The 19,240-nt window shown below is 68.2% G+C and carries 20 protein-coding genes; 13 read left to right on the forward strand and 7 right to left on the reverse strand.

Features of this window, described 5'->3' with window-relative positions; all coding sequences use genetic code 11:
- Window positions 1-6 precede the first annotated feature (6 nt).
- Window positions 7-99: an entericidin A/B family lipoprotein gene (locus VLF18_RS02160; RefSeq protein WP_414717174.1), complete on the forward strand. Its 93-nt coding sequence runs from the start codon at window positions 7-9 to the stop codon at window positions 97-99.
- 328 nt (window positions 100-427) lie between these two features.
- On the opposite strand, the gene VLF18_RS02165 is transcribed toward VLF18_RS02160, so the two are convergent.
- The 4 genes from VLF18_RS02165 to VLF18_RS02180 all read right to left on the reverse strand — a co-directional run bounded on the left by VLF18_RS02165 (window position 428) and on the right by VLF18_RS02180 (window position 4,250).
- Window positions 428-931 (reverse strand): low affinity iron permease family protein, encoded by a 504-nt coding sequence (locus VLF18_RS02165; protein ID WP_325277973.1) that lies wholly within the window; start codon window positions 929-931, stop codon window positions 428-430.
- Between the two features lie 125 nt (window positions 932-1,056).
- A complete protein-coding gene (locus VLF18_RS02170; protein WP_325277974.1) occupies window positions 1,057-1,881 on the reverse strand; it encodes a BON domain-containing protein in 825 nt (274 codons plus the stop codon).
- A gap of 176 nt (window positions 1,882-2,057) precedes the next feature.
- Window positions 2,058-3,407 (reverse strand): S41 family peptidase, encoded by a 1,350-nt coding sequence (locus tag VLF18_RS02175; protein ID WP_325277975.1) that lies wholly within the window; start codon window positions 3,405-3,407, stop codon window positions 2,058-2,060.
- Window positions 3,408-3,458: 51 nt separating this feature from the next.
- On the reverse strand, window positions 3,459-4,250 hold the full coding sequence (locus VLF18_RS02180; protein ID WP_325277976.1) for an undecaprenyl-diphosphate phosphatase: 792 nt from the start codon (window positions 4,248-4,250) through the stop codon (window positions 3,459-3,461).
- A 379-nt stretch (window positions 4,251-4,629) separates the two neighbouring features.
- On the opposite strand from VLF18_RS02180, the gene glnA reads away from it, so the two are divergent.
- From glnA to amt, 4 genes are all read left to right on the forward strand, one after another.
- A complete protein-coding gene (gene glnA, locus VLF18_RS02185; protein ID WP_325277977.1) occupies window positions 4,630-6,039 on the forward strand; it encodes a type I glutamate--ammonia ligase in 1,410 nt (469 codons plus the stop codon).
- 332 nt (window positions 6,040-6,371) lie between these two features.
- A complete protein-coding gene (locus VLF18_RS02190) occupies window positions 6,372-7,118 on the forward strand; it encodes a TorF family putative porin (protein ID WP_325277978.1) in 747 nt (248 codons plus the stop codon).
- 12 nt (window positions 7,119-7,130) lie between these two features.
- Window positions 7,131-7,469, forward strand: coding sequence for a P-II family nitrogen regulator (locus VLF18_RS02195; protein WP_325277979.1), 339 nt, complete (start codon window positions 7,131-7,133; stop codon window positions 7,467-7,469).
- A gap of 10 nt (window positions 7,470-7,479) precedes the next feature.
- Window positions 7,480-8,895 (forward strand): ammonium transporter, encoded by a 1,416-nt coding sequence (amt, locus tag VLF18_RS02200; protein ID WP_325277980.1) that lies wholly within the window; start codon window positions 7,480-7,482, stop codon window positions 8,893-8,895.
- Between the two features lie 70 nt (window positions 8,896-8,965).
- Here amt and VLF18_RS02205 read toward each other — a convergent pair whose 3' ends face one another.
- Both VLF18_RS02205 and VLF18_RS02210 read right to left on the reverse strand, forming a co-directional pair.
- A complete protein-coding gene (locus tag VLF18_RS02205; protein WP_325277981.1) occupies window positions 8,966-10,198 on the reverse strand; it encodes a hypothetical protein in 1,233 nt (410 codons plus the stop codon).
- Between the two features lie 188 nt (window positions 10,199-10,386).
- A complete protein-coding gene (locus tag VLF18_RS02210) occupies window positions 10,387-11,004 on the reverse strand; it encodes a hypothetical protein (RefSeq protein ID WP_325277982.1) in 618 nt (205 codons plus the stop codon).
- A 132-nt stretch (window positions 11,005-11,136) separates the two neighbouring features.
- Here VLF18_RS02210 and VLF18_RS02215 point away from each other — a divergent pair, with 132 nt between their 5' ends.
- The 5 genes from VLF18_RS02215 to VLF18_RS02235 all read left to right on the forward strand — a co-directional run bounded on the left by VLF18_RS02215 (window position 11,137) and on the right by VLF18_RS02235 (window position 15,687).
- Complete coding sequence (locus tag VLF18_RS02215) at window positions 11,137-11,592, forward strand: hypothetical protein (protein WP_325277983.1); 456 nt, start codon at window positions 11,137-11,139, stop codon at window positions 11,590-11,592.
- 74 nt (window positions 11,593-11,666) lie between these two features.
- Window positions 11,667-12,242 (forward strand): ECF-type sigma factor, encoded by a 576-nt coding sequence (locus VLF18_RS02220; protein ID WP_325277984.1) that lies wholly within the window; start codon window positions 11,667-11,669, stop codon window positions 12,240-12,242.
- 72 nt (window positions 12,243-12,314) lie between these two features.
- Window positions 12,315-13,670, forward strand: coding sequence for a hypothetical protein (locus VLF18_RS02225; protein ID WP_325277985.1), 1,356 nt, complete (start codon window positions 12,315-12,317; stop codon window positions 13,668-13,670).
- Window positions 13,657-14,244 (forward strand): hypothetical protein, encoded by a 588-nt coding sequence (locus tag VLF18_RS02230; protein ID WP_325277986.1) that lies wholly within the window; start codon window positions 13,657-13,659, stop codon window positions 14,242-14,244. The genes VLF18_RS02225 and VLF18_RS02230 overlap by 14 nt, the downstream gene beginning before the upstream one ends.
- Before the next feature lie 87 nt (window positions 14,245-14,331).
- Window positions 14,332-15,687 (forward strand): hypothetical protein, encoded by a 1,356-nt coding sequence (locus tag VLF18_RS02235; RefSeq protein ID WP_325277987.1) that lies wholly within the window; start codon window positions 14,332-14,334, stop codon window positions 15,685-15,687.
- Here the strand turns inward: VLF18_RS02235 and VLF18_RS02240 are convergent.
- A complete protein-coding gene (locus VLF18_RS02240; protein ID WP_325277988.1) occupies window positions 15,651-16,598 on the reverse strand; it encodes a LysR family transcriptional regulator in 948 nt (315 codons plus the stop codon). The two genes, VLF18_RS02235 and VLF18_RS02240, sit on opposite strands and share 37 nt — an antisense overlap.
- 95 nt (window positions 16,599-16,693) lie before the next feature.
- Between VLF18_RS02240 and VLF18_RS02245 the strand changes: the two genes are divergently transcribed.
- The 3 genes from VLF18_RS02245 to VLF18_RS02255 all read left to right on the forward strand — a co-directional run.
- Complete coding sequence (locus VLF18_RS02245; RefSeq protein WP_325277989.1) at window positions 16,694-17,797, forward strand: NAD(P)H-dependent flavin oxidoreductase; 1,104 nt, start codon at window positions 16,694-16,696, stop codon at window positions 17,795-17,797.
- 189 nt (window positions 17,798-17,986) lie between these two features.
- Window positions 17,987-18,784, forward strand: a complete 798-nt coding sequence (locus VLF18_RS02250) for an SAM-dependent methyltransferase (RefSeq protein ID WP_325277990.1) — start codon at window positions 17,987-17,989, stop codon at window positions 18,782-18,784.
- Window positions 18,781-19,240: GNAT family N-acetyltransferase (locus VLF18_RS02255; protein ID WP_325277991.1), on the forward strand; the 460-nt coding region annotated here is incomplete at its 3' end. The genes VLF18_RS02250 and VLF18_RS02255, both read left to right, overlap by 4 nt.

Genomic DNA, 19,240 nt, shown 5'->3' on the forward strand with positions numbered 1-19,240 from the left:
AGCTCGCTGACTGCCTGCCACACCGTCAAGGGCGCGGGCAAGGACATCGAGCGAGCCGGCGAGGAAATCCAGGACGCCTCCGACAAGGCGCGCGACTGACGCCACCCGCCGCGTCCGCTGCGCCACCTCGCAGCACGACACGGAGCCCCGGCCCGCCAAGGCCGGGGCTTTCTATTTCCCATTTGATGCATAAGAAACAATGCATCACAGGTTGCGGCGAGCGCAGCGAACCGCAACGTCGCGGACGTTCCGCGGCGAAGAACGCATGACGAAGGAAAACGGTGCAACGGGCGTTGCAACGGCGCCGGTCTCGGCGCGTCTGCCGTTATGTTCGTCGTAGCGATCGACGACGCGACGTGGCGGTTCGCCTGCGGCCCAGCGCAGCCTGCGTCGCAGGTGGGGCGCAATGCCCTTCGAGTGCTGCGCCCTACAGACTGCGTTCGCGGCCTTTTCTTTTTTCTTCGTGGGCTTCGAGCGCTTCTTCGAGCGAGTGCGTCCGGGTGACGCCGCGGTGCTCGGCGGCGAGTTCGCCGAGGCGGCAGTAGAACTGGCGCAGTGTCGCGAGTTCGGTCTCGTCGAGATCTTCGATCGCGATGAGCCGGTTGCTCGCGTTGCGGTGTGCCGACAGCAGTTCGTTGAGCTTGAGATGCAGCGCGATGCTGTCCTTGTTCTGCGAATGCTGGATCACGAACACCATGAGGAACGTGACGATCGTCGTCGCGGTGTTGACGACGAGCTGCCAGCCGTCGGAGAAACCGAAAAGCGGACCGGTTGCGCCCCAGAGCGCGATCGCGCCGAACGCGATGGCGAATGCGCCGGAGGTGCCGACGACGTGCGTGATGGCGCCGGCGACGCGATCGAACAGCGCGCGGCGCCGGTCGCGGCGCAGCGTCTCGGGAGTGGGCTGGGCATCGTGCGTGCTGGCGTTCACTCGGGCCTCCGGCCAAAAAATGCGGCGACCACGGTGTGTGAGTCGTGGTCGCCGCCAAAGGCGGTCGCCGTGACGGACGCCGCGCGGGGTAGGCGCGGCGCCCGCGGCGCCGCGCCGATGACGGATCAGCGGCGCGTCTTGAGGCCGCCGGCCTCGACCTTTTTCGCACCGCGAATGTTGTCGGCGATCTCGATCGCGAGCGATTTCTCCTGCGTCGTCTCGACCTGGCCGCTCAATGTGACCGTGCCGTTCGTCGTCTTGACGTCGATGTCGTCGTCCATGAGCGGTCGCGACAGCGTCAGCGACGATTTCACCTTCGCCGTGACCCAGGTATCGGTCATCGGCTGCTCGGACGTCGTGCCGCTGCGCCTGGCATCGGTCGCGACCGCGAGCTCGTTGTTGACCTTGCGCACGCCGCTGGTGTTCGCCGCGTAGCGGCCGGCGAGATCCCTGCCTTCCGTGGTGGGTACCTTGCCGCGCAGCGTGACGACGCCGCTGTTGGTGTCGACGTCGATGTCGAGACCGTCGGTGTGCTCGCTCCAGAGCAGCTTGCTCTTGACCGTCGCCGTGATCGTCGCGTCCTCGGCGGTCTGGCCGAAGCTGCGTTCGCCGGTCGGCCGCGCCTTCGGCGCCCAGTCCGGATCGACGGTCACGTTGTTGACGACTTTCTTGATGCCGCTGACGCCGAGCGCGACCTGCTCGGCGAGTTCCTTGTCGATCGATTCGTCGACGGTGCCGCTCAGCGTCGCGGTTTCACCGTTGACCTTGATGTCGAACTCGAACGGATTGAGGTGCCGGTTCAGCGCAAAGCTGGCCCAGATGCGGCCTTCCTTGTTCGCATCGCTGAGGGTCTGTTCGAGAGGTTTCTCCGCGGCAGCCGAGGCCGTCAGCGCGACACCGCCGCCGAGGGCGAACAGGGTGGCCATTGCAAGCGGCTTGATCGGATTCATGCGAATTCTCCTGAGGGCATGCGGGCGGACCGGACCGGCCCGCAGTCTCAGGCAGCAAACGCAACGCCAATCGCGGTTGCCGAAAAAGTTTTGTTTGGTCAATGTGTTGGGCGTTCGCTGCTGGGTCCGGTCCGGGCGCAATGCAGCGTTCGGCGCGGCCGTCATGCAGTTTGCGATCAACGTGCCGCGGTGACTCGGGCAAGCAGTGCATCGACGGCCCGCCGAGGCTGCAGCGGATCGTCCTCGACCGCGATGCCGGGCGTCACGAGCGCCGGGCCCGCCGCGCCCGAGGGCCGTTCAAGGATGAAACGCGGCACGGACATGACGAGCTTCGAATGCGGCAGTACGACGCGCTGCACGCCGCCGCTCTGGCGCGCGCGCGCCGCGTCGCCGGTGCCTGCGAGCGTCGCGAAGCCGTAGTCCTGCATGACGTTGGCGAACAGCACGGCGGACGAATAGGTGCCGCGCCCGACGAGCACGTAGGTCTTGCCGCGAAAGCGCAGCGGATGACCGGGCTGCGGTTCGATGACGCGTTCGATGCGGCCGTCGACGACGGCGCCGGCGGTCTCGCCGTCCTTGCGGAACTTCTCGATGATCTTCTTGCGATAGCGCGATGCCCATTGATACGGCTGGGTTGCGAGGTAGGGCAGCACCGCGTCGATCCATTGATCGTCGTTGCCGCCGCCGTTGTTGCGCACGTCGATCACGAGCGTGTCGACGCCGGCGTCGCGCAGGCGCGCGAACGCATCGCGATGGAACGCGGCGACCTGTTCCTTGTCGGGCCAGGCGAATGTGTCGATGCGCAGCACCGCGGCGCGCGAGGGCAGCAGCGTCAGCGAGAACGCCGACTCGAACGACGGCGCGCCGGCGATGTCGCCGTTGCCGCGGCGGTCCGCGGCAACGCGCAGGCGCGCACCGTCGCCGAACGCGACATCGAACTGCGCCGGCGCGCCGAACACTTTCCAGTAGTAGAACGCGAAGCGCTGCGACAGCACGCCCGCGCGAAAGCGCGGCGTGTCGCCGTGCACGCGGGCGAGCAGTTCCGCTGCGATCCGGTCGGCGGGAACGCCGTTGATCGCCGCGATGCGCGCGCCGGCCAGCGGTGTTGCCGCGCCGCCGAGCCAGCGCGTGACGACGAGGCGGCCGTCGGCATCGGCATCGACGGCGAACGGAAACACGCCGCCGCCGTCGGCGAGCAGCCCGCGTACCTCGGTACGCCAGTCGTCGTAGCAGACGCACAGATGCGCATCGGCGAACAGCGGATTCAGCGCCGCGAGCACGCGCCAGCCGGCGTCGACGTCGAGCGGCCGGCGCAGCTGCCGCTCGACCCGTGCGAACCCGTGGTCCACTGCTGCAGCACTGGTCGAATGCGCGAGGTCCGGATGGGTGGCCGCGATCGCGGCGCGTGCGGCCGCGAGATCCTCGTGCCATTGCCGCGGCGTCAACGTGGCAGCGGTCGCGACGGCAGCGAACATCGGCGCGAACAGCGCGGTAAAAAAGCGGAACGGCAGCGACGCGGTGGACATGGCACTTCCCGGGCAACGGACGCCGGAGAGATGCAGCGTTCGCGAGAACGGTTAGCTCGCCGCAGGCAGCCCCAGCAGCAGCGCGAGCCCCAGCGCGATGCGATACCACGCGAACGCGGTGAAGCGATGCGTGCGGATGTAGCCGAGCAGCCAGCGGACCGCGACGAACGCGGTCACGCACGACACGGCGAACGCGATCGCGAGCAGGCTCCAGTCCTCGTGCGTCTGCCCGGCCTCGAGCGTCTTGGCGAGCTCATAGCCCGAGGCCGCGAACATCGTCGGAATGCCGACGAGGAACGCGAACTCGGTCGCCGCGGCGCGGCTCGTCGTGCCGGCGAGCAGTGCGACGAAGATCGTCGCCGCCGACCGCGACGTACCCGGAAACACGCCGGCGACGACCTGGAACAGCCCGACCAGCGCAGCGGTGTGCCAGGCGATTTCCGTCACGTCGGGCCTGTTCGCGACGAGTCTTTCGGCGAGCAGGATCCATAGGCCGCCGATCACGAGCGCCCAGGCGATCGGTGCGATCTCGGTCGGCAGCTTGAAGCCCGCCTTCGCGACGACGAGGCCCAGGACCGCGGTGATCGCGAACGCAAGCGCGAGCTTGGCCGTGTAGCGGCGCTGCTCCGGATCGCCGAGCCCCGTCGCGAGCTGCCACAGTCGCTGCCGGTACAGCAGGCAGACCGCGAGGATCGCGCCGGCCTGGATCGCGATGTTGAACAGATCCGAGCGTGCGCCGAGCCAGTGTTCCGCAATCAGCAGATGTCCCGTGCTCGAAATCGGCAGGAATTCGGTGATGCCTTCGATGATGCCGAGCAGGATGACGCTGAGGATGTCGTTCATGCGACGCGGTGGCTGCGAGCGAGCGGGCTAGAGTAGCGCGTCGCCGCGCCGGCGATGCGCAGCCGGCCAGACACGGGACCCGGCGTCGCGGCCCGGTGGCGCTCGGCAGACTCGCCGGAACGACGGGGGGCTCGGGCGACGAAGCACTCCCGCATCCCGCTTCGTCGGTAGGAACGCGACGTGCGCCCGCACGCGCCGGGGCGCGAATCAACGAACCGTTTTCGTGCAACCTGGCGGCCAGGGTGCACCATATTGGTGAAAATCGTCGAGCAGTCATCCACTGAGATTTCAATAACCCATTGAAACAGCGCAAGTTGCTGCGATGGCACACGACTTGCCATAGATCAGTCACTCTTCTCCCCACACAGGCGTCCGCTACATGTCCGTCGACAAGGTTCTCCAGCTCATCAAGGACGAAGGCATCGAATTCGTCGATCTGCGTTTCGCCGACATGCGCGGCACGCAGCATCACGTGACCTTCCCCGCGCACGCGATCGACGCAGGCACCTTCGAGGACGGCAAGATGTTCGACGGTTCGTCGATCGCCGGCTGGAAGGGCATCAACGAATCCGACATGGTGCTGCTGCCCGACGCCGGCTCGGCCGTCGTCGATCCGTTCTTCGCGCACAAGACGCTGGCCATCACCTGCGACGTGCTCGAACCCAGCACCATGCAGGCCTATTCGCGCTGCCCGCGCTCGATCGCCAAGCGCGGCGAGGCCTTCCTGAAGTCCACCGGCCTCGCCGACACGGCGTTCTTCGGCCCGGAACCCGAATTCTTCATCTTCGACTCGGTGCGCTGGCAGAACGACATGGGCAAGGTGTTCTACGAGATCGAATCGCAGGAAGCCGCCTGGAGTTCGAAGTACCGCTACGAGGAAGGCAACTCGGGCCTGCGTCCCGGCGTGAAGGGCGGCTATTTCCCGCTGCCGCCGGTCGACTCGTTCCAGGACCTGCGCGGCGAGATGTGCCTCGCGCTCGAAGCGCTCGGCCAGGTCGTCGAAGTGCATCACCATGAAGTCGCCAACGCCGGCCAGTGCGAAATCGGCACGCGCTTCAACACGCTCGTGAAGAAGGCCGACGAGCTCGCGCTGCTGAAGTACGTGATCCGCAACGTCGCGCACAAGAACGGCAAGACCGTCACCTTCATGCCGAAGCCGATCGTCGGCGACAACGGCTCGGGCATGCATGTGCACCAGTCGCTCGCCAAGAGCGGTCAGAACCTGTTCTCGGGCGATCTCTACGGCGGCCTGTCGCAGACCGCGCTGTACTACATCGGCGGCATCTTCAAGCATGCGCGCGCGATCAACGCGTTCACCAATTCCACGACCAACAGCTACAAGCGCCTCGTGCCGGGCTTCGAAGCGCCGGTCATGCTCGCCTACTCGGCGCGTAACCGTTCGGCCAGCTGCCGCATTCCGTTCGTGACGAATCCGAAGGGCCGCCGCATCGAGATCCGTTTCCCGGATCCGATGAATTCGGGCTACCTCGCGTTCACCGCGCTGATGATGGCCGGCCTCGACGGCATCCTGAACAAGATCGATCCGGGCGCGCCGATGGACAAGGATCTCTACGACCTGCCGCCGGAAGAGGAAAAGAACATCCCGACCGTCTGCCACAGCCTCGATCAGGCGCTCGAAGCGCTCGACAAGGACCGCGACTTCCTCAAGGCCGGCGGCGTGTTCTCCGACGACTTCATCGACGCCTACATCGAACTGAAGATGCAGGAAGTCACGAAGTTCCGCGCATCGACGCATCCGCTCGAATACCAGATGTACTACGCGATCTGACGCCGGGAAACAAAACCCTCTCCTCCAGGCAAGTCAGGGGGAGAGGGAGTCGGACAGTTTTCGAATGATGGAAAACGGAAACACCTAAACAACTAGAAAACAACACGGCCGCGCAGGGCGCGCGGCGTTCGGGAAGGGCGGTGTGCGGGCTTTCGCGAGGCCTCGTGCGCCGGCCGCGGGATGCGGCGATGCGGTCCGCTTGCGCCAGGAGCCGGGCGCGGGCGGAACCAAGGGGCGGAACAGCCTCGGATACCCGGAGTGGATCGGCAGGGACCGCCACCGTTGCGCCATTGCGCAGCGGCAGCCAACTCATCGAACGGGAATCGCCCAATATGCCTCGCCTCGTCACCACGTTCCGCGTGGGCGCCTTTGCTGCGTCCTCGATTCTTCTCGCCGGTTCCGCGTGCGCCGCCACGAGCGGCACGCTTGCCCTGACCAGCGACTATCTGTTCCGCGGCCTGTCGCAGACCAATCAGGAACCCGCCCTGCAGGGCGGCATCGAATACGCCCACGACAGCGGGGTCTACGCCGGTCTTTGGGGCAGCAACGTCAGCTGGCTGTCCGACTATTCCAGCGCGTCGCTGCCGATCAGCAACAGCGTCGAACTCGACGGCTACGTCGGCTGGCGCGGCAACGTCAGCGAAACCGTCAAGCTCGACGGCGGCGTCTACACGTACTACTACCCCGGCGACTATCCGGGCGGCTTCGTGCGGCCGTACACGACCGAAGTCTATTTCGGCGCGAGCTTCGGCCCGGCGTCGATCAAGTATTCGCACGCGGTCACGAACCTGTTCGGCTTTGCCGACTCCGACGGCTCGGGCTATCTCGAAGCCAATCTCAATTACGAATTCAGCGCCGGCTGGGTGCTCAACGGCCACGCGGGACGCCAGCGCGTGAAGCGCACGTCAGCCGCGTCGTATACCGACTGGAAACTCGGGGTCACGCGCAATTTCGACGGCGGATGGTCGCTCGCCGCCGCCTATGCCGACACCGACGCGGAACGCGCCGTCTACACGAACGCCTTCGGCAATTTCCTCGGGCGCGCGACCGGCACGCTGACCCTCACGAAAGCCTTCTAGACGGGAGTTCCGATGAAACTGATCGTTGCCATCATCCGACCGTTCAAGCTCGACGACGTGCGCGAGGCGCTGTCCGAAGCCGGCGTCAGCGGCATCACCGTGACCGAAGTCAAAGGCTATGGCCGGCAGAAGGGTCACACCGAGCTCTATCGCGGCGCCGAATACGTCGTCGACTTCGTGCCGAAGATCCGCATCGAGGCCGCGGTACCGGACAACCTCGAAGACATCGCGATCGAAGCCATCACCGCCGCCGCGCGGACCGACAAGATCGGCGACGGCAAGATCTTCGTGCTCGAACTGCAGCACGCGGTGCGCATACGCACCGGTGAAACCGACGACGACGCGCTCTGAGGGGGACACCATGATGATTCCGAACTTCGCTCCACGCGCGGCACTGCTGCGCGCCGCCGCGGCCGCCGTGCTGATCGGCTTCGCACCCGAACTGCTGGCACAGGCCGCTCCCGCGCCGAACAAGGGCGACACGGCCTGGCTGCTGGTCTGCACGGCCATCGTGATCTTCATGACCCTGCCCGGGCTCGGCCTGTTCTACGGCGGCCTCGTGCGCTCGAAGAACATGCTGTCCGTGCTGATGCAATGCGTGCTCGTGTTCGCGCTCGTCGCCGTGCTCTGGAGTCTCTACGGCTACAGCCTCGCGTTCACTTCGGGCAATGCGTTCTTCGGCGGCTTCGACCGGCTGCTGATGAAGGGACTGACGCCCGAAGCCAACGCGGCCACGTTCTCCAAGGGCGTGGTCGTGCCGGAACTCGGCTACTTCGCGTTCCAGGCCGCGTTCGCCTGCATCACCTGCGCGCTGATCGTCGGCGCGTTCGCCGAGCGCATCCGCTTCGCCGCGGTGCTGGTGTTCACGGTGCTCTGGTTCACCTTCAGCTATGTACCGATTGCGCACATGGTCTGGTTCTGGCCCGGCCCGGACGCGTTCACCGACCAGGCCGCGGGCGACGCAGCGACGGCCGCCTCGGGTTTCCTGTTCAAGCGCGGCGCGCTCGATTTCGCCGGCGGCACCGTCGTCCACATCAATGCCGCGGTGGCCGGCCTCGTCGGCGCATGGCTCGTCGGCAAGCGCATCGGCTACGGGCACGAGGCGATGCGCCCGCACAACCTCGCGCTGACGATGACCGGCGCGGCCATCCTCTGGGTCGGCTGGTTCGGCTTCAACGCAGGTTCCGCGCTGGAAGCCAACGGTGCGGCGGCGCTCGCATTCGTCAACACGCTGATCGCGCCGTGCGCGGCGATCCTCGCGTGGACCCTCGGCGAGTGGCTCGGCAAGGGCAAGCCGTCGATGCTCGGCGCGGCGTCGGGCGCCGTCGCCGGCCTCGTCGGTATCACGCCCGCGGCCGGTTTCGTCGGCCTCGGCGGCGCGCTCGCGATCGGCTTCATCGCGGGACTGGCCTGCCTCTGGGGCGTCACGGGCCTGAAGCGGCTGCTGCGCGCCGACGATGCGCTCGACGTGTTCGGCGTGCACGGCGTCGGCGGCATCGTCGGCGCGCTGCTGACCGGCGTGTTCGCCGCACCGTCGCTCGGCGGCACGGGCATCTACGACTACGTCGGCAACAAAGTGGCCGAGAACTATTCGATAGGCAGCCAGCTGCTCGTGCAGGGCACCGGCGTCGCCGTCACGGTGATCTGGTCCGGCGTCGTCGCGTTCATCGCGTTCAAGCTCGCGGGACTGCTGACCGACGGCCTGCGCGTGCCCGCCGACGAGGAGCGCGAAGGTCTCGACATCACCTCGCACGGGGAGTCGGCATACGACCGATAGCGGGAATCGGGAATCGTCGGAGCGGAGCGGGACAACCCTCCCCTTCAAGGGGAGGGCTTCAAGCTCGAAGCTACAGCGGCACGCGCCGCAGCAGGATCGGCGCGAGCCTCGCACCGTCTCGCAGCGTCTCGGCCTTGTCGTCCCATTTCCAGATCTGACTATTGGCAATGTACACAAAGCCGTCCGGCGTCAGCGCGCCGGTGGTCGGTTCGTTGAGGTCGACGATGGCTGATTCCAGCGTCTCGACGCGCGTGATCGCCGCACCGTCGGCGGACAGACGCGCGCGCAGCACGCGGCCGGCGCCGAAGCCGTTCTGCACGCCGATCAGGTCGCGGCCGTGCAGGTACAGGCCGTCGTTGCCGCCGACCGCGGCGCCCTTCGGCGTCGGCAGCAGCTGGGCTTTTGCATCGGCGATGCCGATGCGGCTGATGCCGTTGTAGACCGCGACGTAGAGCGCGTCGCGCGCGTCGTCGCAGACCACGCCGTTGGCCGCGATCAGATGACCCGGTTCGGTCCACAGATGCAGCGAACCCTCGCCCGGACCGGCGCGGAAGATTCGGCTCTGGTCGCTGTCGCTCGCGAACACGCGGCCGTCGCGCATCACGCAGAGGTCGTTGAGAAAGCCCGCGTCGTTCGCCGGCAGGCGCGCGAGCTCGCGGCCGTCGGCCAGCGACAGCTGCAGCACGAACGGCTTGGCCGTACCGGCCTCGCGCAGACGCGTCGTCGGATCGATCGCGGCATAGAGCGATTCCCCGTCGGGCGACACGGTCAGGCCGAGCACCACGACCGGATCCGCCGACGACCAGAACGGCTCGACGCGGCCACGCGCATTGACGGCGTGGATGCGGGCGGCGTTCAACGCGCCGATCAGGAACCGTTCGCGCTTCGCGTCGAAGGCAAGACCTTCGGGCACGAGCCCGGCGACATTGACGAGCAGTGCACGCTGGCCCTGCGCACGGCGCGTCTGCTGGCGTTGCAGCTTCGTGCGGATCGCGCGGAATTCGTCGCGGCCGGCGAGCTTCGGAAAATCGCGCGGATTCACGCCGAGGTCCCAGCCGCGCTTGTGCAGCAGCGCGAGCCACTGCAGCGCGTCGTCGGCGAGGTCGTCCTCGGCGGAAAATCGCGCGATCAGATAGGCCAGGTAATGCGCCTGCGGCTGTTCGTCGTAGCGCTTCGTCAGCGCGGCGATCGCATCGGCGTGTTGCGTCTGCGGCGCCGGGACTGTCGGGGACGCAGGCGCCTGTGCCAACAGCGGCGCCGCCGGCGCGAAGGCCAGCAGCGCGAAGAAGAGTCTCGACAGCACGCGGTACTCCGGATCCGGCACGGACGCCGAACGTAGCCGGTCCGCGGGCGCGCGCTCAAGCACCGGCGTTGCGGCGATGGCGGCCCGCCCCGCCATCGCTGCAACGCGGCTGTGCAATCAGGGAATCTCCAAGACGGCCGGAACGGCGCTTTTTCAGCGTCGCCGAATCCGGCACAGGTCGGGACTCATCAGGGCGCCGCGAGCACGAAGTTGTCGAACACCGCGCTCGTGCCGGCCATCTTTTCGCCGATGACGACGAGGCCGCTGCGGCCGCCGCCGAGTTCCGCATCGCGCGCTTCGATCGTGCCGCCGTTCTTGGCGCGCAGGCGCAGCACGTCGCCCTTGCAGTCGACCGTGAGCCGCGTGTCGACGCTGCCGGCCATGATGCTCTTGACCTTGCCCTGGGCCAGCGGCGTGACCTTGCCGTCGCGGATCTTCGCGATGACGAGGACCGCGTCGCCGCGCGCGAGGAACGCATAGAAGTTCTGGTGGTCCTGGAAGCGGCAGGCGAGGCCGCCGGCGCCCGCGCCGATGCCGGCGTAGAGGAACATGTCGGATTCGAGGTGCACGTCGCCGCCGGCCGCCTGGCGCGGCGCCGGGATGAAACCGAACGCGTTGTCGTGCACCGGCGTCATCTGATACTGGCCGCTGTCGGTATAGACCGCGAAGCCGAGGTCCCGGTCGGTCGTCGCGGCCTTGTTCTGCCAGCCGCTGGCGGGGTTGGCGAAGTCATCGCGCATCAGCTCCCCGGCCGAAGCCGTCGTCGCCGCCAGCGCCAGGAACAGGGGCAGGGCTTTCGCGTACATGGTGGTGCTCCGTCGACGGCACGATGCCGTCCTCGCGATCGCCGTACGCAGAAACGGACGCGTTTCTCCGCATGACGCAAACGGAGCCGGCCTTGCGTACGGCGATGCGAACCCACAGCGAGGAGACGAGTCATGCCTGCCTGGATGCTGCTGACGGCGACACTGGCGGCGTCGGCCGAACGGCCGCCGAGCCGCGCGAACCTTCTGATCGACCGGTCGGCCGAGGCCTATACCGTATTCACGACGATTCCCGCCGACGCGATGCCGCGCGTCGGTGCCCGGCTGCGTGGCCGCGTGGGCGTCGAACTCGCGGCCGATGCCGACCTCGACGCGAGCGTCGCCGCCGAGTGGCGACGGCAGGTCCGCCGCGACGACTACGCCGCGTCCGGCCTGCGCGGGCGCCTGCCGGCGCTGCTGCGCGAGCTGCCCGGGGCACCGCTAGGGCTGACCTGGAACGGCGGGATCGCGGTGACCTACGGCGACTGCCGGCATGCGGAACGCGAATTCGCGCGCTGGCGGGCGGCGCCGCAGGACTACGCGCCGCCGGCGCGCGATCCGCTCGATCCGGCACATCAGCTCGGCCGTTGACCCCTGCGGCCACGATCCCGGGTTGCGACGCCGGCACGCCCGCGCGGATCGCATCCCGGCTTATGCTTGCGCGCATGGACGACACTGCCGACATCACCGGTTGGATCCGCAACTGGCAGGACGGCGATGCGCGCGCGCGCGATCGCGTGTTCGGCCAGCTCTATCACGAACTCAAGCGGCTGGCCGCGGTCGTGCTGCGCAGCGAGGCGGGCCACGACACGCTGCAGCCGACGGCGCTGCTCAACGACGCGCTGATCAAGCTGATCGAGGCGCGCAACGCGCCGGCCGCCGAGGACCGCGGGCATTTCGTCCGCATCGTCGCGCGCGCGATGCGCCAGATCCTCGTCGACCGCGCGCGGCGCAAGCTCGCCGACAAGCGCGGCGCCGGCGTGGTGCCGGAATCCCTCGATGCCGGCATCGACATTCCGATCATGGCGAACCCGGCCGAACTCGTCGCGCTCGACGACGCGCTCGCGACCCTTGCCGAACTCGATCCGCGCGCGGCCAGCGTCGTCGAACTGCGCGTCTTCGCCGGACTGACGATCGACGAGACCGCGCAGGCCATGGACATCAGTCCGTCGTCGGTCAACCGCGAATGGGCGCATGCCTGCGCGTGGCTGAAGACGGACGTTTTTTCACACGTGAAATAGTCGGCGGAGAAAACGCGGCGCGATCGCGTACTGCGTGACGTGCGGCTCGCGCACGACATCCGGATATTTCCCATGACGTTTTCCCTGTGCCGCTGTTTCGGCACGCTTGCACTCGCGATGGCCGCGGCCACCTCGGCGGCGCACGAAGGCCCGCTCGATCCTTCCTTCGGTGACGGCGGCATGCGCGCCTACGGATTCCAGGCGATCGACGGAGGCAATAGCGATCAGGCCATCGTCGGCTGCGCGACGGCGAACGGAACCTTCACGGTGATGGGTTCGGCATCGTCGGAGCGGCGCATCGTGACGATGCGTCTGCTCAAGGACGGTTCGATCGACACCGGTTTCAGCGCCGACGGCAAGGAGAGTTTTGTACTTCCCGGCACGTACACGCATTTCGCGCCGGGGCTGTGTCAACCCGACGGCCACATGGTTGCGGCGCGCTCGATCACGGCACCGGACGGCGAACAGCATCTGCAGATCTTCCGCGTGCTCAAGCACACCGGCCAGCTCGACGAGGGCTTCGGCAACGCCGGTGTCGTCACGATCGATCTCGATCAGTGGATTCCTGGACTCGACAAGGAAGAAATGCCGCTCGGCGTGAACGTGCTCGCCAATGGCGACCTGGCGGTCAGCGGACGCGTCGCTCTGCGTACCGACGAGGAGCGCGGCTTCGTCGTGCTGCTCGGTGCGGACGGCAGCGTGCGTCGCGTCGCGGCGGTGGCCAATCTGCGCTCGCGCACGGCGACCACGGTCGTGGACGCACCCGATGGTCGCCTCTGGGTGTTCGGTCAGAATGGCCGCATTCCGGGCGCCTATCGCGCGACCCTGAATCGCACGACGCTGGCCTGGGAAGCCGTGCTCGAATACCGCGCGCCGGCGAACCAGTGGGCCTTCGTCGGCAACGGTCGCGTCGTCGACGCGCAGACCGTCGTGCTCGCGGCCGGGGCCACGCCGATGGGAACCTGGAACACGTGGCCTCAGCTCATCGTATTCCGCGCCGCCAGCGTATCGGCGATTTCGTTGCCGCTGCCCGTGCTCGACGAGAAAGTGCTGTATGTCGATGCGACATTCGGCGGACAAGGTGTGACCGTGCTGCCGGGCCGGCGGGTACTGTTCGCCGCAACGGCCGAAGACGTCAGCATCAACACGGAGCTAGGCGTTCATTTCGCGATGGCGCAGATCGGCGACGACGCGGGCGGCGACCGCATCGATCCGTCGTTCGGTATCGCCGGTGCACAGACGGCCGCGTTCCGGCCGCGCAGCCCCGCGTGCGCGAGTGAGCCGCCGCTGCACTACTACGGCCGCCTGACGCTATGGCTGGACCGGCCTTCCTTCGTCGGTTCCGTGTACGCCGACTGCGACGGCAACGGCAGCGGATCTGACTATCTGGTCATGCGCCTGCGCAGCGGAAGTGATGTCGTACAGTAGTCCACGGGTAGAAAAAGCGCTGCGCGCGCGTACGCGCGCAGCTTTCGGCCGCGCGGCGCTCGCCGCGGCGTTGCTGCTCGCCGCGCCGTCGCCGGGCGCTGCCGCGCCGCGCGATGCGCTGAGCTGGCACGGCCTCGGCGCGCTCCGCGTCGGCATGAGCCGGCGGCAGTTCGACGCGATCGGGCTTGCCCTCGAACCCGCGGGCGACGGCGCTGCAGATCCCTCGACCCCGACCTTCAACTGGAGCGGCTGCGTGGAGCTTCCGCTACGCGGCTCGCCGCAGACCACACTCATGTTCGAAGATGGTCTGCTCGTGCGCATCGCCGTCACCGGTTCGCAGGCGGCGACACGCGCGGGCATCCGCGTCGGCAACGACGCGGCGCAGGTGCATCGCGCCTATGCACGCACGCTGGAATCGAGCGGCCAGAAATACGACGAGCGCCGTCGAAATCTCACGCTGGGGTCGCGCGACGGGCGGCACGGTTTCGTATTCGTGATCGAAGACGAACGCGTCGTGGAGATTCGCGCCGGCCTCGCCGGCGCGATCGGTCACGACGGCGGCTGTCCTTGCTGAAGACGCTGCCGAAGCCATGCGGAGAAAACGCCGCGCGACCGCGTACTGCGGAATGCGCGGCTCGCGCGCATGTTCGGAACCGCTCCCATGCGACACCTCATTTCCTGCATCGCCGGCCTGCTGCTGGGTGCCGGTACGGCGATGGCTCATGAAGGCCCGCTCGATCCGACCTTCGGCGACAGCGGCATGCGAAACTACGGCTTCCAGGCCGTGAACGGTGCGCTGATCGATCGCGCGTACGTCGGATGTCCGGGACCCGACGGCACCTTCACGATCGTCGGCGCTGCCTCGGGCTGGCAGCGCGTCGTGACGGTCCGTCTGCGCGACAACGGCGACTACGAAACGAGCTTCAGCGACGACGGCAAGCAGAGTTTCGACCTGCCCGCAACGCCGGCCGAATTCTCGCCGGGCGCGTGCCAGGCGGATGGTCATGTCGTGGTGGCGCGCGCCATCACTGCCCCCGACGGCGAACAGAACCTCCAGATCTTCCGCGTTCTCAAGAGCACCGGCCTGCCTGATGGCAGCTTCGGCACGGGCGGCGTGATCGGCATCGACCTGGACCAGTGGATACCGAATCTTGCCAAGGAGGAACTGCCCCTGGGTGTCAACCAGCTCGCCAACGGCGACATCGCCGTGAGCGGACGCGTGGTGCTGGCAGTCGGTGGCGAGCGCGGATTCGTCGTGCTGCTTGCAGCCAACGGCAGCCTCCGCCGCGCAGCGATACTCGACAACCTGCGTTCGCGCACCGCGACGACGGTCGTCGACGCGCCCGATGGGCGGCTTTGGGCATTCGGCCAGAACGGCCGCGTGAACGGCGCTTACCGTGCCGTGCTCAATCGCGATTCGCTGATCTGGGAGGGCGTGCTCGAACAGCAGGCTCCGCCCGGCTATACGACCTGGGTCGGCAACGGCCGCGCGGTCGATGGACAGACGATCGTGCTGGCGAGCAGTTCGGGACCCACGCCGGCCTATTCGGCGCCGCCGCAGCTCATCGTGTTTCGCGGCGATTCCGTTTCGGCGTTCACGCTGCCGATCGCTCCCGTGGGTGGTCAGGGTATCGGCGTCGTCGCTCGTTTCGGGCTGCAGGGCGTTACCGTGCTGCCGCGCCGGCGCGTGCTGTTCGGGGCACTGGCGATGTATGCCGCGAACAACACCGATGTCGGCATTCACTTTGCGATGGGCGAAATCGGTACGACATCCGCCGATGATCGCGTCGACACCATGTTCGGCGACAACGGTGCGCAGACCGCGATATTTCGCCCCACTGCGAATGCCTGCAACATCCCGTCCAGGACCCATCGCTACGGCCGCCTCACGCTGTGGCGGAATCGACCGGTATTCGTCGGCGGCGTAGACGCGAGCTGTCTCGGCACCGGAGCCGGTGAGGACTACCTCGTCGCCCGGCTTCAGACCGACGACATCTTCGCCGGCGCTTTCGACTGATCCCGGCCGAACGCGCCGAGCAGGAAGTCGATGAACACGCGCTGGCGGAGCGGCATATGCGGCCCGCTCGCATAGAGCAGCGAGAACGGCCGCGACCGGCCGCCGAATTCGCCGAGCACCTCGACGAGATCGCCGCGCGCGAGGTCGTCCTCGACGATGAAGCGATAAGTCTGCAGCAGGCCGCCGCCGTGGCGCGCGAGCGTCACCGCGGCGAGCAGGTGTTCGGCGCAGGCGAATCCGCCGCGAGTCGCGATTTCCACATCGCTGTCTTTGTCGCGAAACAGCCACGGAATCGGTTGGCCGTTGCGCGGCAGCAGGAACTGCACGCAGTCGTGCGCGGCGAGGTCGGCCGGCGTGCGCGGCGTGCCGGCGCGCGCGAGATAGGCCGGCGTGGCGACGACGACGAGTTCCGCGTCGAGGAGCTTGCGCGCGACGACGTTCGAATCGGGCGGGGTGCGCGCGCGCACGACGAGGTCGTAGCCGTCGGCGGTCAGGTCGACGTTGCGGTCGCTGACGTGGACGTCGAGCTGCACTTCCGGATAGCGCGCGCGAAACGCGGGCAGCAGCGGCAGGATGCGATGGTTGCCGAGCGGGGTCGGCAGGCTGATGCGCAGCGTGCCCGACGGCACGCGCTGCCGGCCGCCGAGTTCGCGTTCGGCATCGATGAGCTGGTTCAGCGCCTGCCGGCATTGCTCGTAGTACGCGCGGCCCGCGTCGGTCAGGTGCACCCGTCGCGTCGTGCGCGCGAACAGCCGCACGCCGAGGCGCTGTTCGAGCCGGCCGATCGCGCGGCTCACCGCGGGCGGCGTCAGTCCGGCCGCGGTGGCGGCGGCGGTGAAGCTCGCCTGCTCGGCGCTGAGGCAGAACAGCTCGATGCTGCCGAGCATGAGGTCGTCGAACTGCCGGCCCATTGATTACATCGCCGCAAGAATGAAGTGCATGATGCCGTATTCGTCGCCGCGCACGCACGTATTAGGCTGCGCCCTCCGTCTTCATGGAGCCGCTCATGTCCTGGACTGAAACCGATTTCACGCGCCGCCTCGGCCTGCGTCTGCCGATCGTGCAGGGGCCGTTCGGCGGCGGTCTGTCGGCGGTCGATCTCGCGGTCGCGGTCAGCGAAGGCGGCGGCCTCGGTTCGTTCGGCGTGCATCACCTCGACGGCGCCGGTATCCGCGAGATCGCCTCCGCGATTCGCGCGCGCACCGCGCGGCCGTTCAATCTGAACCTCTGGATCCCGTTCCGGGGCAGCGACGAACTCAGCGCCGACACGGCGACGTTCGACGCGTGGCTTGCGCCGCTGCGCGGCTTTTTCGACGAGCTCGGCGTTGCGCTCCCGACACCGCCGGAGCGCTACGCACCGGCCTACGCCGAGCAGATCGACGCGGTCCTCGACGCGCGGCCCGCGGTATTCAGCTTCGTCTACGGCATCCCGTCGGCCGAAGTGCTTGCGCGCTGCCGCGAACTCGACATCGTCACGCTCGGCGCGGCGACCACGCCGGCCGAAGCGCGCGCGCTGGCCGCGGCCGGTGTCGACGCCGTCGTCGCGACCGGCATGGAAGCCGGCGGCCATCGCGTGTCGTTCCTGCGCGACGCCGAGCAGGTGCTGACCGGCGGCCTTGCGCTCGTGCCGCAGGTCGCCGACGCCGTAGACCTTCCGGTCGTGGCCGCCGGCGGCATCGCCGACGGTCGCGGCATTGCCGCGGCGCTGACGCTCGGCGCGCAGGCCGTGCAGATCGGCACCGGCTTTCTCGCCTGCCGCGAATCCGGTACGCACGATGCGCACCGCATGGCGCTGCTCGGTCCCGCGGCGGAGGACACCGGCCTCACGCGTGCGTTCAGCGGCCGGCTCGCACGCGGCATCCGCAACCGATTCATGCACGAAATCGGCGCCGGGCCGCTCGCGCCGTATCCGGCGCAAGGCTGGCTCAGCGGCCGGCTGCGCGCCGCGGCCATCGCGCAGGAACGCACCGACCTCATGTCGCTGTGGTGCGGCCAGGCCGCGCCGCTGCTCGGCCGCAGCGGGTCCGGCGCGATTCCGGCCGCTGCCGGCTATCTGCAGCGGCTCGTCGCGGAAACCGACCGAGCCTTCGCCCGGCACGGGCCGCGTTGACACGACCGCGACGTTCGTTGCTTCGAAATACCTGTTGCGTTGCAGACGGAATTCGGTTCATTTCGCACGAAGCAACAACGTCGCACTTGCCGCGCCGCGCCGGTTGCGCATAAGTTCCGTCTCCAGCGGTACGGACCGACGCGGCAACATGCCCGCACCGGGGAGCGGACGGACCGGACGGAGGGGAGCATGGCGCACGAGGGCAGTCTGGTCTGTGTGGGCCTGGGCATGACGTTGGGCTCGCATCTGAGCCCGCTTGCACGCAGCCATATCGAACAGGCCGATGTCGTTTTCGCCGGCGTTTCCGACGGCGTGGTCGAACTCTGGCTGCAGGGCATGCATCGCGACGTGCGCAGTCTGCAGCCGTATTACCGCGAAGGCATGTCGCGGCTGCGCACGTACGAGCGCATGGTCGAGGCCATGCTGACCGAGGTCCGCGCCGGCAAGAAGGTCGTCGGCGCGTTCTACGGGCATCCCGGCGTGTTCGCGCTGCCGCCGCATCGCGCGATCGCACAGGCGCGCGCCGAGGGCTACGCGGCGCACATGGACCCGGGCATCTCGGCCGAGGACTGCCTGTATGCCGACCTCGGCATCGATCCGGGCCGCGTCGGCTGCCAGCACTTCGAAGCGAGCCAGTTCATGTTCTACCGGCGCCGCGTCGACACGTCCGCCTACCTCGTACTGTGGCAGGTCGGCATCGCCGGCGACCGCTCGCTCGCGCGGTTCTCCACGCCGTCGCAGTACCGCGAGGTGCTCGTCGACGTGCTGGCGCAGGACTATCCGCGCGACCACCCCGCGATCATCTACAAGGTCGCGACGCTGCCGATCCACGCGCCGCGCATCGACCACACGACGATCGCGGGTCTCGTCGACGCCGACATCGACCTGCATGCGACCGTCGTGCTGCCGCCCGCGCGCGAACTCGAACCGAACCGGGACGTGCTGCGCCGGCTCGGCGAACTCGATCAGGCGCTGGGCTACGCATGAGCGCCGCCGGCGCGATCGCGTTCGAAACGCAGCGGCTGCTGCTGCGCCCGCTCGGCGACGGCGACGAAACCTTCTATTGCGACATCTACGGCGATGCGGAAATCCTGCGTCACGTCGGTCCGCCGCTCACGCCGGAACGCGCGCGGCGCAGCTTCGTCGCGGCGCTGCGCCATACCCGCGCGCAGGCGCCGCGCGAGATGTTCGGCGTGCTTGCGCGTCGCGGCGACGGTGCCCGCTTCGGCCTGTGCGGACTGCGCGCGATCGATCTCGCGGCGCGTCGCGCGGAAGCCGGCATCCTGCTGGCGGCGCCGGCGCGCGGACTCGGCCTGGCCGCCGAAGCGCTCGGCGGACTGGTGGCGCGCGCGTTCGCGACGCTGCCGCTCGAGGAGATCTATCTCGATTACGCGCCGCAGAACGCGGCGATGGCACGGCTTGCGCATCGTGTCGGCTTCACGG

Origin of the sequence: Tahibacter sp. (genome assembly GCF_035481375.1) — a bacterium.
GTDB lineage: Bacteria > Pseudomonadota > Gammaproteobacteria > Xanthomonadales > Rhodanobacteraceae > Tahibacter.

Coding starts and splice junctions, on each gene's coding strand:
- VLF18_RS02215 (WP_325277983.1), top strand. CDS start 11,137: ATGCCTGCCTGGATGCTGCTGACGGCGACACTGGCGGCGTCGGCCGAA.
- VLF18_RS02195 (WP_325277979.1), top strand. CDS start 7,131: ATGAAACTGATCGTTGCCATCATCCGACCGTTCAAGCTCGACGACGTG.
- VLF18_RS02250 (WP_325277990.1), top strand. CDS start 17,987: ATGGCGCACGAGGGCAGTCTGGTCTGTGTGGGCCTGGGCATGACGTTG.
- VLF18_RS02180 (WP_325277976.1), bottom strand. CDS start 4,250: ATGAACGACATCCTCAGCGTCATCCTGCTCGGCATCATCGAAGGCATC.
- VLF18_RS02230 (WP_325277986.1), top strand. CDS start 13,657: ATGTCGTACAGTAGTCCACGGGTAGAAAAAGCGCTGCGCGCGCGTACG.
- amt (WP_325277980.1), top strand. CDS start 7,480: ATGATGATTCCGAACTTCGCTCCACGCGCGGCACTGCTGCGCGCCGCC.
- VLF18_RS02225 (WP_325277985.1), top strand. CDS start 12,315: ATGACGTTTTCCCTGTGCCGCTGTTTCGGCACGCTTGCACTCGCGATG.
- VLF18_RS02210 (WP_325277982.1), bottom strand. CDS start 11,004: ATGTACGCGAAAGCCCTGCCCCTGTTCCTGGCGCTGGCGGCGACGACG.
- VLF18_RS02220 (WP_325277984.1), top strand. CDS start 11,667: ATGGACGACACTGCCGACATCACCGGTTGGATCCGCAACTGGCAGGAC.
- glnA (WP_325277977.1), top strand. CDS start 4,630: ATGTCCGTCGACAAGGTTCTCCAGCTCATCAAGGACGAAGGCATCGAA.
- VLF18_RS02235 (WP_325277987.1), top strand. CDS start 14,332: ATGCGACACCTCATTTCCTGCATCGCCGGCCTGCTGCTGGGTGCCGGT.
- VLF18_RS02190 (WP_325277978.1), top strand. CDS start 6,372: ATGCCTCGCCTCGTCACCACGTTCCGCGTGGGCGCCTTTGCTGCGTCC.
- VLF18_RS02175 (WP_325277975.1), bottom strand. CDS start 3,407: ATGTCCACCGCGTCGCTGCCGTTCCGCTTTTTTACCGCGCTGTTCGCG.
- VLF18_RS02240 (WP_325277988.1), bottom strand. CDS start 16,598: ATGGGCCGGCAGTTCGACGACCTCATGCTCGGCAGCATCGAGCTGTTC.
- VLF18_RS02170 (WP_325277974.1), bottom strand. CDS start 1,881: ATGAATCCGATCAAGCCGCTTGCAATGGCCACCCTGTTCGCCCTCGGC.
- VLF18_RS02245 (WP_325277989.1), top strand. CDS start 16,694: ATGTCCTGGACTGAAACCGATTTCACGCGCCGCCTCGGCCTGCGTCTG.